This is a genomic window from Sphingobium jiangsuense (assembly GCF_014196495.1).
GTDB classification, from domain to species: Bacteria; Pseudomonadota; Alphaproteobacteria; order Sphingomonadales; family Sphingomonadaceae; genus Sphingobium; species Sphingobium jiangsuense.
This window is the reverse complement of the sequence record NZ_JACIDT010000037.1, coordinates 1-12,821: the sequence shown is the minus strand read 5'-3', so window position 1 is coordinate 12,821 and position 12,821 is coordinate 1. Positions and strand designations below refer to the sequence as shown.

Sequence of the window (12,821 nt, the reverse complement as noted above, 5' to 3'; positions counted from 1 at the left end):
TGGGCTTCATCTTCGTTCCTTCGTCACTACGACGAAGCCCAAATCCTCCTTAATTCACAACCTCAAATCTGTGCCATTGGCGCTGACGCCGGACATAGGGGCCGTTTCCTGCTCGCCAGTGTCCCGGCATGGACTGGCGGCTCCGACATCAGCGCAAACCCTGCCCGCCCGGCTTTGCGGAGGTGTTCATCGTCGGCGGATGGCGTGGAGTGGAAACCGTTTTTGGGTCGCGGACATCCTGCAACAAGCGATGGGTCGAAGAATGTGGCGGGTCCGACCTGAAGGCGCAGCGGCAAGCTTATCTGGCCGGTCGCAGGCTGTATCGGGAAATGATCCGGCGGAAACCGCGAAAACCACAAGCGCGGGCACCGCATATCGGTCCACCGGTGCGCGCCGCCATCGAATTCCTGCGATCCCCGGAGGGCGGCTCATGGGCGATCAGCCCGACAGGGCAGGGAGATTTCTATTTCGGTGGCACTCGGCAGACCGGCGACCAGCTTGTCGAACGGGCGCGGCGGAAGGGGCTTCAGGCCGATACAGTATGATTATCGGTTGGGAAATCGGACAGTGCACACCGCTCCGTCCCCGTTTCTGCGGCTTTTGCGCCCGATATGGCGGACTGGATATCCGCCAAGGAAGTTTTCTCCATATTCTTCGCGCCGTCCGTAGAGCCATCATCCCCGACCTTCCATTCTCGCCCCATCGCTGATGACCGTCGCCCCCGGCCATCGGCACGTTTCCCCCGATCTATGGGGCCAAGGGAGAACTATTCATGATTACATTGATGGACCGAGCGCCGTTGGAGCGGGTCCGCAAATTGGCAGACGGCAGGATTGCCGCTGTCGCACGCTTTGCCAGATCAGGCGTCTACACCTATTCCGGAGCAGAGGTCGGCGAGCCGCATATTCCCATCGTCAATGTTTATCGGCCCGATGACGAGGTATTCTCGCAGGATGCAATGGCGAGTTTCGCGCATCAGGCCGTCACCTTCGATCATCCCGCCGATGGGGTATCACCCGCCAACTGGAAAAAGGTCGCTGTCGGCTTCACCGAGGGACGTGTCGCGCGCGATGGTGGCTTTGTCGAGATTCCCCTGATGCTGGCTGATGCCGAAGCTATCGCCGCCTATGAGCGTGGCGAGGCCCGTGAACTGTCAGCCGGGTATAACTGCGAACTGCTCTGGGGTGACGGCGTTGCCCCGGACGGCACACCTTATCAGGCCAAGCAGGCCCACATCCGCGGAAATCATATCGCGCTGGTGCCGCAGGGTCGCGCTGGCAGCGCCTGCCGGATTGGTGACAGCCTCGCCTCAGGAGCATCCGCAATGTTCACCGACGCCGAACGGGCCTTTGCCGACAGCGATGCTGGCCGAGAAGCGATTGCCCGCGCCAAGTCCGCCCATGATCTCAACGCCGGGCGCGAAGGGTTCCGGCCTTTCTCCGATGCCGATGCGCTGGCGGCCATTCGCGCTGCTTCCAGCACCGGACACAGCATCATGGATCAGAACGCACTCGATCAGGCCAGCGCGGCATCCGACGCTGCCTATGCCCGTAGCGCCGCCGATCTCAATGCATGGCGCAATAGCTGAGGAGGGTCTGTCATGTCTTTGGAAAAACGGATTACATCGGCCCTGCGCTCCTCGTCCCGGCTGAAGGATGTGGAAGGCGTCATTGCCGAGGTAAAGGACGCGATGGCGAACGCCGCCGAAGATCAGGCGGTTGAGGAAGCGCGCAGCATCGATCCCGCATTGAGCACGGCGGAAGCGCGCGAGGCGCGGAACAATGCGGCAGACCTTGCCCATGATGTCCGCAGGCTGGAGGCGTCGCTGGGCCAGCTTCGCGAACGGCGGCAGGCGATCCAGGACGATGAATCCTATGAGCAGCGTCGTCAGCGGTTCGCCGCAGCCAAGGCTGAGCGGGATGAACTGGCCGCGCTTATTCGTGCCCGGTATCCGGTGCTGGCGATGGAGTTGCTGGAAATGGTGCGGCGCATCGAAGCCAATGATGCCGAGATCGTGGAGGTCAACAAAGCCCGCCCGCGTGGTGAGAAAAGCCTTCTGTCCGCCGAGCATGTAGCGCGCGGCTTGCCCGGCTATACATGGCGCAACATGGAGCCGGTGACGCGGCTGGCAGATGCGACGCTGCCGATCATGTCGGGGCCGGGGGTCTATCTGCCGGTAGCCCATGCGGGGCTCTATGCGGCTGGCATCGAGAAAGATCAGGCAATCGCGACCGCCTCGATCAGCTTCGTGGAGGACTTCTCCGATGCGAACTGAACGCATGGATATCCGCGTCTACCGCAACGCCGATTATTGCGAGGACTGGCAGCTTAACGACAATGTCGGCGCGCCTATCGACCTGATAGGCGACACTCTGGAACTGCGAATCCGCGCCAATGCGGGGCAAGGCTCGGTCATCGCTGCGGCGACGATAGACCTGCACGACCCGGAGAATGGCATATTCACCGTCACGATTGACGGCGCATCCCTTTCATCCGTCGCAGGGGCCGGACAGATCGTCCGCCTCGCCTACGACCTGCGCATAACCTACCCGGATGGCATTCAGGCCATCCCGGTCGCGGGCCATATCATTCTGACACCGGGAGCAACCTACTGATGGCCGTTTCGCCTTCCGTCCGCATCAATGTGTCTGGCGCGCGCGGGGTGCGCGGGGCGGCTTCAGGTCCGTTGGGCCTCGGCTCAGTTGACGCTGAAGCCATCACGAATGACCCCAGCGAACAAGGGGCGATTCTGGATAAGCTGGGGCTTACCTCTCCCGCCGGAGCCGGGATGGTTGGCTTCTCCCATGCGTCCGATTATCCGGCTGGCACTCTGGGCCGCAAGGGGCGTGATTATATCTCGGTCAAAGACGCCCCATTCAACGCCGTGGGCGATGGCGACACCGACGACACCGCAGCTTTCGCCGCAGCCATAAACTTCTGCCTCGCGAACAAAAAGGCGCTCTATATTCCCGGTGGCAACAAATATCGCATCGCCTCCCGGATCACCGTCACGATGCCGAACCCCGCCGTGGGGCCTATGGCGACATGGGCGTTCTCCCGCCTGACGATATTCGGGGACGGGATGGACAATACCGAGGTTTTTTGTCCGTCCAACGGCTTCCTGCGAGTAGTGGGTTCGTCCCAGCAGCACAGCGTCGATCTCACTGGTTTTTCGGTCACGGCGGGGACGGCGGGCGGCAACACGGCCATCGAAATGGATTGCGGGGCCTATCCGTTCTTCGGCGAATGGACCGCAAAGAGCGTGATACGCCTGCATTTCCGTGGATCCGATGGGATCAACAATGTTTTCTTCTGGGGCACGGCGGTTGAGGCCATCGACTGGTCGAATATCGACTTCTCGCATTCCATGTTCGACGGGGCCAGCACGCCAGCCGGAACAGGCGTCATCACCCGATCGAACGCCGGAGAATTCGTCTGCGTGTTCGACTTCACGGCGGTCCATTTCAGGTTTCTCGCGCTCGGCTACAGGTACGGCACGGGCTCCCAGTCCGCCAATCTGAACGCCTGTTTCTTCGCGATGAACAACACGGACGTCTATGCGCCCGAAGGTGGCGTCAACCATCAAGGGCTGTCCATCACCAATAGCGATTGCTTCAAATTCGCGCCCGGCGATGGCGTTTATATCGCCTGCTCGGTGCCCAATTTCGTGTTTTCCGGGAACAGGTGGGCCGTCCATGCGGGTTATCGCGGCGTGGCAATGGATATCGTCAATCAAGCCAGCATCATCGGAAACCAGTTCTTTCCCGACACCGACCCGAACACAGCGGTCTCCGCCATCGATATAGATGGGACCGTGTCTGGTTCGCACTGCCTGATCGACGATAACAATTTTGCGTCTACAACGTTCGGCGCGCGGCTGAAATCAGGTTCCTCCAACGTGCGCTTCGGGCCGGGCAATGTCTATACCGAAGGCATGACGCTGGTGGAGGACGCAGGGGCAGGCAATCGGATCGGTGCGTTACTCGCCTCGCCCGCCGCGAAAATCGGCTATGTCGCCGGGGCAGGAGCAACTGTCACGCAGGCCACGAGCAAGACAACCGGAGTGACGATCAATACGCCGGTCGGCCAGATCATCACCCATGATGCAGCGCTGCCGGGCGGGTCTGCCGCCCGGTTCACCGTGACCAATTCGGCGGTCAAGGCAACGGATATCGTCACCGTTCTCGCCCAGAATGGCGATTATGAGGCCAAGGCCTTCGATATCGCTGATGGCAGCTTTCGCATCGCGCTCAAGAACGACACGGGCGCCTCGCTCAGCAATGCGGTCACCCTGAATTTTGCGATCGTGTCAGGGGCAGCCGCATGACCGCATCCAAAGGCCGCGACCGGAAGGGGCAATTCAGATCGGGCAATCCCGGTCGCCCCAAAGGCGCGCGCGGCAAGGCAACGCTCGCCTGCGAGGCATTGCTGGATGGGCAGGTGGAGCAATTGACCCGGAAGGCCATCGAAATGGCGCTGGCTGGCGATCAGGTGGCGCTGCGGCTGTGCATGGATCGAATTGCTCCTCCGCGCCGGGATCGACCTGTCTCCTTCAAGTTGCCGAAGGTCGAGAACGCTTCGGACCATCCCCCCGCGCTGTTCGCCATCATGGGGGCGGTAGCGCGGGGGGATATCACTCCCAGCGAAGGACAGGCGATGGCGGCCATGCTGGCGGAGCATCGCAAGGCCATCGAGACTGCGGACATCGAAATCCGGCTGGCAGCGTTGGAGGGACAGAATGGCAAATAGCATCAGCCGCCGCCTCGCCGCGCTGGAGCGGGACTTGCGCCTGAGCATCGCGGGCAATCCTCCTTTGTCGGAGGTTGAGATCACCAGCGCCATGGCGCGCTATCGCGGCGATCTCGATCAATGCTCTGGCGTTCCTGGTTATGTGCCTGCCGGTGGATTTGGCGCAATGCTGCGGGCGATGAAACCCGATATGGGCCGCCTGTTCCTGCACGCCCACCCAACGGACCTATTCCTGTGAGCGGGCTGCGTCGTCGCCTCGCGCGCTTGGAACAGCAGAAGCCGGCTGATGCGGTTCAGACCTTCCGGGCCGATGGCTGGGTGCTGCTGGCCCGACAAGGCAAGGTGATATTCGCGTTGCCGGACAATGGCCGGGGGGATTGCCATGCGTAATCATGCACGCCGTCTCGCCCTTCTGGAAGCCGATCATGCCGCCCGCAATCCTGAACCACGCCGCGAATTGACCCATAAGGAATGGGTAACCGTCGCACAATGGAGAGCGGCCACCATCGCCTATTGGCTGGGTGACTCTGCCAATGATCCATGGGCTCGCCTTTATTCCGGTATCAACGCGGGTAACGCTTCATCGGATCGAGCTTCCGCCATCCGCCATCCCTTGTGTGACAGATTCGATTGGGCGGCGGATATGGAGGCTGGAAAGGCGGCAACAGGCGTCGTCAATACCCATTGGCTTCAGGCATGGAAGATGATCCCGGAGACCGAAAGGAAAAATCTGTCCGCTGCTTTCCCCGATCTGGAAGAGCGGCACCCCGAACTGATCGGACCTAAAGGCGGATATGGCCCTTATTATCGTGTGACGATGGAGGGGCAGCTCATCGGCTGCGACGATGGTGCGATCCTTGCCGACATCCCGCTTGCCGCCTTCGGCATAGAGGCTGGCGTCGCGGCCTTGAAGCGGCAGGAGATTGAACTGACCTGAGTGGTCGAGGGAGTGGGGATAGGTTGCCATGCCGGACGCAACCCGACGCATTTCGTCGGGTTGGCGTGGGTTATCGGCGGACGGGTGCTCTGCCTGCCGCCAAGGGTGTCGGTTAAAGCGACTCCCTTTTCGCTATTACCCAGCTTGGCGATGACATCCTGTTCATATATCCTGTTCGGCTGGCGCTGGCTGGCGTGATTCCGTGGAGGTATCCGATGTCGAACAGTCGCAGAAAAAATCCCATCATTGGCATAACCACAGCCGAGAGCGATAAGCCATTCAAGCAAGCTGAGCATCGGCGGGAACGCGCTGCGGTGAAAATAGCCATCCAGCAGGGGAAGGAGCCGCCCCATCCACGAGAGTTCGGCGATCCATGGCATGGAGAGAAGGATGGTAAGCTTTATCAGCCGGGTAGGCCGAATGTCCTTCGGAAGTGACGGTTCTTTAGTCCTAACCCATCCTGAGGATGGCTGGCCTGCCATGAGAGCATTATTGCTCGCCAGCCTCCGCCAGGGCGAAATGCAGGATGGGCTGCCGCTGCGGGGTTCCGGTTATCCTGACACACAAAAACCGGACAGTCGCGATTCAATCCAACTCTATGGCCTGTCGCCTCATCCGCTTGCTGAAAGCGCGCTTAATCCTGCGGAGTTCGCCGCGCTTCCAGTGTAGCAGGTGGCGGGATTTACGGGAGAAGGCATCGCACTCATCGCCATTTGCGCTTCCACGATTGCCAAGCATATCACCCTCGCTTGGCGCGCTTCGCGTCGTGGAGCTTCTTCCGCTCGTGGAGCAGATAGGCGTACATGGCCGCCGCGATGGCAGCGGGAATGGCGACGACGCTGATCTCGAAACCGTTCATTCCGCTTCCTCCGACTCAAGCAGATCGTTCATCTGCACCGAGACATATATAAGCACGACACTCATTAAAATCCACGCACCAATCGCCAGATCGAAATCCCGGTCGCTCCACCGGAGCAAGGTGGCGATGAGCAAAGCAATCCCGCCAGCCCCCAGAACCGTCGAAAATCGCTTCACCTTCTCATTGAAACGGACGGAGCGCATGTCCTTCATTCGGAACCAAGTCCTTTCTCCACGAGGTGGCGTCGCGCTTCCCCGGCAACCTCTCTAGCGCGGGCTATCACCTCCGGCGTCCCATCCTCTTCCGCCGCTTCAAGACAGAACTGGATTTCCTCTTCCGAGGTCAGATACTCAAATATGTCCCAAGGCCGGGTTTCAATTGGCATGGTTGAGGCTCTTTTCCACGGGGGTGGAGTGATGTTATCCAGCACCCCCATCTAGTTCTTTGATCTGCTTTACGATTGTTGCGCTGTGCTGATAAATATCCGCCAGATCGGAAATGATGTTCCTCGTCTCAGTCTTGCCAGCAAAGGTACCGAGATATTTGGTGGACTGCCCATTGAAGTGTAGGCGCGCAATCGGCTTGCGGTTGTTGTCGTCCAAAAGAACTGCGCAATAGGACTTGGCATCGCGCATTACTATGCGACGCGGGTCTACAACCTGCGCACCAATGGCCTGTACAATGCGAAAGCCGGAAATTTCCTCTTCAGTGGTTACAATATCATCGATAGCTTGGGCCGGTTCCTCATTTTTAGACTCAGTGGTGGTGGAAGCGTTGAGCGCGGATGTAAGTCGGTCGGTTACGCTTTCCCGTACTATCACGGCAAAGGCATTTGCTATTAGACGAGTGAAATTGTCCTTTACTTGCGCTGTCACGCGTCCTTGCTGTACGCGCCCCGCAATTATGCGCACCAGTTCCTCAGATGGCGATGCCATTTCAGCTTCGACCTCCTTACGAACCAGCGATTCCAATTTGAGATTTTGCGCCTCCTGCACGATTCTATCGACTTCGAAATGGGCCTTCGTGAAATTCTCGATGGTTTTCACATCCGACTTGCGGATAGCATCCAGATTGAGCGTAAAAAATGGTTTATCGTCCATCTTATTCGGCTGATCGACGTCTGAATAAAACTGGTAGACGACGCCATTTGTGAGGACGGCAAGCCGGGCATGCGTCACACTGAAATAACGAAAAAGCTGTGATGCATGGTTGATGTTCAGTTCTGACGAAGAGGGTTTGCATTCGACAAGAATTGAAAGTTGTCCATCTATGCAGATGGCATAATCAACCTTCTCACCCTTCTTCGTGCCAACATCCGCGCAGTATTCAGGAATCACTTCGGAGGGGTTGAATACATCATATCCGAGCATTTGGATGAAAGGCATAACCAACGCGGTTTTTGCCGCTTCCTCGGTTAAAAGCACTTCCCGATGCTTCTGCGTGCGCGCTACCAGTTCAGTGAGTTTGCCTGCCAAATCCATAATTCCCCCTTAAAAAACGCCCGCGCCTTCGTTTCATCGCAAACTGCGATTCGCAACAATTAAATCGGAATAGCTGTAAGTTGCCCTGCGTGGCTGCTTGGAGCCGACATTGCCTGGTCCATGTTTACTAATGCTGAAGAGGGGCTGGATCATAGGGGTTTTGGTGAAGGGCAGTCTATTTCCTACCGCTATTCAGCCCTTTTTGAATAAGTTGACGGATGGCCTCAGATTCAGACGCAATACGGTTTTCAAAGCGGAAATCCTGAATCGCTTTCACCATTTCATGCGGAAGAGAGACGAGCTTGCGCGCCGTAGTATCGGGGTTAACTGCCATGCAAGTGATATAACCGACAAGGGTATTGACGGCAAGTGTTGCTGGTTATATCACCAATGCAACCGGAAGAGAGGATTAGGCCCCTCCCTCCCGGTCTAACCGCAACCCCTACCTGAGAGGGACTGAAGCTATGCGTGAAGTATCATCTTCGCGGCTTGATGTCATGTCTGCCGCAACATTCGACCCATCCAAGTGCGTCCCGGCGCATCTGGTCCTGTCGCCCGACGAGCGCGCGGATATCGAAGCCTGCATCGAAAGCCTCATGGCGATCCTCGATGCTTCGGAGGGGGATGTCGACCTTGAGGACGGCACCGATCTGGAAGACGATTTCGCCCTGTCTCCTCATGCGCTGGCCTTCGGGCTGGGACGCGGCCCCGGATGCACCATCAGCGACGCGGCGGAAGACGGCGACAGCGATTGCTGTACCGACGATCTCGACGAGCTGGATCGCCGCGTGTCGCCCGTCGCCCCGGTCTACGGCATCGACCAGACTGCCGCACCGCTCAACATGCGGGCCATGGAAGCGGCGCAGTACCGCGCTGAACAGCGGAGGGCTGCGTGATGGGCATCAACGATACCTCCCGCCGCGATGTCATGCGCGCCTTGGTAACCACTCCGCTGATAGCCGCTCCCGCTGTCGCAGCCATTCCCGGCTGCGCTTCAGCGAAAGGAACGAATGCTATGTTTATGTGTGGACCAATTGAGGCGGATTCTCATGTTTCTCTTACAGATACGCATGCATGGGACTCTGCAATGGCAGCCTATACAGCCTTGGAACAACAGTATGATGCGGCTGAGAAAGAGTGGACGATAGCTCGTACCCGCTTTGAGGCGATAGAACCTGATGCTGATAGCGTTCAACTCGACCCACGCCAGTTTTGGTTCAAAGAGAAGGGGTATATTCTTCACGTGCTCGACATAGATGAAGAGTGGAACAAGTTCCTAAGAGGTGAAACCCGAACAATGGTAGGAACGACCAGAGATGAGGCAGAACGTCTTTTTCGGGAACAACTCGATATAGTCCAAACTTATAGGGTCACTTTAAAGCATGCAGAAGAAATCTCTGGATTTGGTGCTGCTAATGATCGCATAGATTCTCTGATGGCCTCAATGAACGAGGCTGAGGCTGTGCTACTTGCTATACCTTCTCCACACGGCGACGCGCTGAAATGGAAGCTAGAGCAGCTATTCGGGGAAGAAGCCGCTGGAGGAGAATATACACCCTCTTGGCGTGTAGATTATACTCATTCGTTCTTCGAGGATATTCGACGCTTCGCTGATCTGGGATACAAAGCCCTTGCCGTTCCCGCCACCGCCCAGACCATGCTCTGCGCGCCGGTCGATCTGGACGCCGCCATCGCGGAATACTGGCGGCTGCGGGCGATTGCCGACAATCACCCCTACGCCCACGCATTGAAAAGCGATCCCCAATATGAGGAATTGCTGAAGGACAGTAGGCGCGCCTGTGAGGCAGCGGCTGTCGCGTTCATGAGGGTGATCGATATACCGTCACGCTGCGGCGCGGATATCGGGAAGAAGATCGATATCGTCATCAATGAATATCAGGACTTCGAACTTCCCAACGATATCCTTGAGCGCGTTTCCGCCGACGCCAAGCGGCTGGCAGCATAACCAAGGAATAACCCATGAACATAATGAACACCAATCAGGGGGCTTTGGCCCCCGCCCATGGTGCACGCCCGTTTGATCCGGCGGAATGGCTCAACCGCGTGACAGACGCGGGGCTGCTCTATTTCCTTTGCGATGGGATTCTGACGCTTGGTGCCCGCCCCAGTAGGAAGGCTTCGCTGGCGATGATGGCTTTACAAGGTGAACTGGGCGACGAGAGCCGCAAGGCTGCTGTGATCCGTGAGATCGAGCGCAGGCGGGGTCTGGAAAGCTCAGCGCCGGACGATTGATTCGCTTGCCGCACAGTGGATTTACTGTGTGGTGTGTCTGGTGGGGATAATTTCCTAACATGGAAATATTCCATGTAATTACAGGGTGTTGCGGGAAGGGTTGGCGGAGAGCGAGTCCCCCACCGTAGGGTCTTACGTCCTCTCGCCTGATCTCGATTTTGACAGGAAACCCGCGTAACTACAAGACTTTCGCAAGTCCGGTCGTCTCGCCTGGTCTCGACTTATCGCGTAAGATCGTATAATCTTAGGCGGGTTTATAGGCGGGTGCGATTATGCCACGAGTAGCGAAAGAACTATCAGCATTGGAGGTGAAACGCCTCTCACAGCCGGGAATGCACGCCGTGGGTGGCGTACCTGGGCTTCATCTTCAGGTTCTTCCTGGCGGAGGAAAAACTTGGCTCTTGCGGGTTACGGTCGGCGCGACTACGGACGGCAAGCAGCGCCGCAGCGAGGTCGGCTTGGGCGGCTATCCGGCGGTGACGCTACAGCAGGCCCGCGACAAGGCGCGCGAAGTCCGGGAGAAGATCGCCCAAGGCATCGACCCGATTGCTGAACGCAAGGCCGCACGCTCCGCCCTGATGGCGAGCCGGGCGAGTGAGATCACCTTTGAGGAAGCAGCCGGGCAATACATCGCCGCGAAGTCTCCCGAATGGAAGAACGCGAAGCACGCCCAGCAGTGGAACAACACGCTGGAAACCTACGCTTTCCCCTTCATCGGCAAGCTACAAGTCCGCGACATCGACACACCGCACGTCTTGGAAGTCCTTGAACCAATCTGGAAGGTGAAAACGGAAACCGCCTCCCGCGTGCGTGGTCGTATCGAGGCCGTCTTGGACTGGGCAACCGTCCGCAAGTACCGCAGCGGCACGAATCCGGCACGCTGGAAGGGCTATCTTGACACGATGTTGCCGGAGCCCACGAAGGTGGCGAAGAACGGCAATCATGCGGCGCTGCCGTTTGTCGAAATTGCTCAATTCATGAGGCACCTTCGCAAGATGGAAGGCAACGGCGCGCGGGCGTTGGAGTTCACCATCTTGACCGCTGCCCGCTCCGGTGAAGTGCGCGGTGCGACGTGGGATGAAATCGACCTCGAAGCCAAGGAGTGGACGATTCCGGCGGAGCGCATGAAGATGGGCAAGGAACATCGCGTGCCGCTCACAGATGAGGCGGTTGCGTTGCTGAAAGCCCTTCCGCGCCTGGAGGACAGCAACCTTGTTTTCTTCGCACCGCGCGGCGGCGAGTTGTCGGATATGACGCTGGCCGCGGTCGTCAAGCGCATGCACGAGGCCGAAACGAAGGCCGGGCGCAAGGGCTACATCGACCCGAAGCAGACTGGCAAAGACGGACAGCCCAAGGTGGTTACGCCGCACGGGTTCCGTTCGACGTTCCGTGACTGGGCCGCGGAGCAGACCGATCACCCGCGCGAGGTCGCGGAAATGGCGCTGGCCCATAGCATCGACTCCAAGGTGGAAGCCCACTACCGGCGCGGCGATCTTTTCCAGAAACGGCGGGCACTTATGGAGGATTGGGCCGGGTATTGCGCGCGGTGAAGTCACTATACTTTTTAGGTAAGTCACTGATCTGTATAGACTTCTGTCGTCTTATTCGTCTATACTCTCTCTCGATTGATCGCTGGAGACAGGAGGCGGCACCACGAAGTGGTGTTGGCCTGCCGGTATCTCCACAGGGACACGGGTTCCGAGGCGCTGCCCCGGCCCGCCTGGGCATACCCGGCGTGTCCTGATCCGCTGTAGTTGCAGCGGTGGCGTGAGAGTAGCCGCCCCTCATGGGGCTTGCCGCTCCCGCCGCCTGCGCAGCCTACCCGGCCCGGTGGCGTGAGCTGAACGCTCAAGGATTCGCCACCATGAAACAAGAAGCCGTAACGCTTCCCGCCATTAAGCAGGCGGTAGCAGAAGAACTCGCCCGCCGCCAGGAACGGCGCAACGCTCGCCCGACCGGCACTGCTCAATATCTGGGCGTCAGCCTCGCCACACTCTGGCGCTGGCACGCTGAACGTCCAGACTTTCCCCGCTCTCGCAAGATCGGTCCCCGCGCCACGGTTTGGGACCTCAACGAGATTGATGCTTGGCTTGCTGAGCAGCAGTGAGGGGGATACGTCATGACTACGAGCCCCCGTGCGCAAATAGCTGCGCCCACCGAAGCCCGCCGCGCCGCGTATGTCGCGTGGTTGCTGCGCATTAACCCGCACCGCATCTTTCCCGCCGGACCCGAGTGCAACGCCGACGCCGATCAACACCTTGTTGATTCCGTTCTTGTTGAACTGGACCAACTGACCAAGCAAGCCGCTCGCTCACGCGATACCTCGCCGCGTGCGCTCTGGTTCCGCCACATGCTCGACCACTGCAACGAGGTCATGAGCGGCAAGGCCAACCCAGCCGACAACGGCTGGTTCAACAACAAGGCCGGGTATCGCCGGGGCATCTACGTTGTCCGGCGTCAGCGCCAATGGCACAGATTTGAGGTTGTGAATTAAGGAGGATTTGGGCTTCGTCGTAGTGACGAAGGAACGAAGATGAAGCCC

18 protein-coding genes are annotated in these 12,821 nt (G+C 58.8%); 15 read left to right on the top strand and 3 right to left on the bottom strand.

Going from position 1 to position 12,821, the window contains the following annotated elements; translation table 11 throughout:
• Positions 1 to 128 precede the first annotated feature (128 nt).
• From GGR43_RS22675 to GGR43_RS22635, 9 genes are all read left to right on the top strand, one after another.
• Positions 129 to 545 (top strand): hypothetical protein, encoded by a 417-nt coding sequence (locus GGR43_RS22675; RefSeq protein WP_188074012.1) that lies wholly within the window; start codon positions 129 to 131, stop codon positions 543 to 545.
• 227 nt (positions 546 to 772) lie between these two features.
• On the top strand, positions 773 to 1,588 hold the full coding sequence (locus GGR43_RS22670) for a DUF2213 domain-containing protein (protein ID WP_188074011.1): 816 nt from the start codon (positions 773 to 775) through the stop codon (positions 1,586 to 1,588).
• Between the two features lie 12 nt (positions 1,589 to 1,600).
• Positions 1,601 to 2,275 (top strand): hypothetical protein, encoded by a 675-nt coding sequence (locus tag GGR43_RS22665; protein WP_188074010.1) that lies wholly within the window; start codon positions 1,601 to 1,603, stop codon positions 2,273 to 2,275.
• Positions 2,265 to 2,615, top strand: coding sequence for a hypothetical protein (locus GGR43_RS22660; RefSeq protein ID WP_188074009.1), 351 nt, complete (start codon positions 2,265 to 2,267; stop codon positions 2,613 to 2,615). The genes GGR43_RS22665 and GGR43_RS22660 overlap by 11 nt, the downstream gene beginning before the upstream one ends.
• Positions 2,615 to 4,327, top strand: a complete 1,713-nt coding sequence (locus GGR43_RS22655; protein WP_188074008.1) for a glycosyl hydrolase family 28-related protein — start codon at positions 2,615 to 2,617, stop codon at positions 4,325 to 4,327. Before GGR43_RS22660 ends, GGR43_RS22655 begins: the two co-directional genes overlap by 1 nt.
• Positions 4,324 to 4,749, top strand: a complete 426-nt coding sequence (locus GGR43_RS22650) for a DUF5681 domain-containing protein (protein ID WP_188074007.1) — start codon at positions 4,324 to 4,326, stop codon at positions 4,747 to 4,749. The genes GGR43_RS22655 and GGR43_RS22650 overlap by 4 nt, the downstream gene beginning before the upstream one ends.
• Entirely contained in the window at positions 4,739 to 4,987 is a 249-nt protein-coding gene (locus GGR43_RS22645) for a hypothetical protein (protein ID WP_188074006.1), read from the top strand. The genes GGR43_RS22650 and GGR43_RS22645 overlap by 11 nt, the downstream gene beginning before the upstream one ends.
• Before the next feature lie 144 nt (positions 4,988 to 5,131).
• The gene (locus tag GGR43_RS22640) at positions 5,132 to 5,686 is read left to right on the top strand and encodes a hypothetical protein (protein ID WP_188074005.1); all 555 of its coding nucleotides are present in this window, start codon (positions 5,132 to 5,134) and stop codon (positions 5,684 to 5,686) included.
• A 390-nt stretch (positions 5,687 to 6,076) separates the two neighbouring features.
• Positions 6,077 to 6,355: a hypothetical protein gene (locus GGR43_RS22635; protein ID WP_188074004.1), complete on the top strand. Its 279-nt coding sequence runs from the start codon at positions 6,077 to 6,079 to the stop codon at positions 6,353 to 6,355.
• A gap of 186 nt (positions 6,356 to 6,541) precedes the next feature.
• Here GGR43_RS22635 and GGR43_RS22630 read toward each other — a convergent pair whose 3' ends face one another.
• From GGR43_RS22630 to GGR43_RS22620, 3 genes are read right to left on the bottom strand one after another with little or no spacing between them, the layout of a single operon-like run.
• Entirely contained in the window at positions 6,542 to 6,757 is a 216-nt protein-coding gene (locus GGR43_RS22630; protein ID WP_188074003.1) for a hypothetical protein, read from the bottom strand.
• Entirely contained in the window at positions 6,754 to 6,930 is a 177-nt protein-coding gene (locus tag GGR43_RS22625; RefSeq protein WP_188074002.1) for a helix-turn-helix domain-containing transcriptional regulator, read from the bottom strand. The genes GGR43_RS22630 and GGR43_RS22625 overlap by 4 nt, the downstream gene beginning before the upstream one ends.
• Before the next feature lie 34 nt (positions 6,931 to 6,964).
• Positions 6,965 to 8,026, bottom strand: a complete 1,062-nt coding sequence (locus GGR43_RS22620) for a type I restriction endonuclease (RefSeq protein WP_188074001.1) — start codon at positions 8,024 to 8,026, stop codon at positions 6,965 to 6,967.
• A gap of 464 nt (positions 8,027 to 8,490) precedes the next feature.
• On the opposite strand from GGR43_RS22620, the gene GGR43_RS22610 reads away from it, so the two are divergent.
• The 6 genes from GGR43_RS22610 to GGR43_RS22585 all read left to right on the top strand — a co-directional run bounded on the left by GGR43_RS22610 (position 8,491) and on the right by GGR43_RS22585 (position 12,773).
• Positions 8,491 to 8,922: a hypothetical protein gene (locus GGR43_RS22610; protein ID WP_188073999.1), complete on the top strand. Its 432-nt coding sequence runs from the start codon at positions 8,491 to 8,493 to the stop codon at positions 8,920 to 8,922.
• Positions 8,922 to 9,992, top strand: coding sequence for a hypothetical protein (locus GGR43_RS22605; RefSeq protein WP_188073998.1), 1,071 nt, complete (start codon positions 8,922 to 8,924; stop codon positions 9,990 to 9,992). Before GGR43_RS22610 ends, GGR43_RS22605 begins: the two co-directional genes overlap by 1 nt.
• Before the next feature lie 14 nt (positions 9,993 to 10,006).
• Positions 10,007 to 10,279 (top strand): hypothetical protein, encoded by a 273-nt coding sequence (locus tag GGR43_RS22600; protein ID WP_188073997.1) that lies wholly within the window; start codon positions 10,007 to 10,009, stop codon positions 10,277 to 10,279.
• Positions 10,280 to 10,551: 272 nt separating this feature from the next.
• Positions 10,552 to 11,829 carry a tyrosine-type recombinase/integrase gene (locus GGR43_RS22595; RefSeq protein WP_188073996.1) on the top strand — a complete coding sequence of 426 codons (1,278 nt, stop codon included), beginning with the start codon at positions 10,552 to 10,554 and terminating at the stop codon, positions 11,827 to 11,829.
• A gap of 314 nt (positions 11,830 to 12,143) precedes the next feature.
• Entirely contained in the window at positions 12,144 to 12,386 is a 243-nt protein-coding gene (locus GGR43_RS22590) for a helix-turn-helix transcriptional regulator (protein WP_188073995.1), read from the top strand.
• Positions 12,387 to 12,398: 12 nt separating this feature from the next.
• Entirely contained in the window at positions 12,399 to 12,773 is a 375-nt protein-coding gene (locus GGR43_RS22585) for a hypothetical protein (RefSeq protein ID WP_188073994.1), read from the top strand.
• Positions 12,774 to 12,821: the final 48 nt, after the last annotated feature.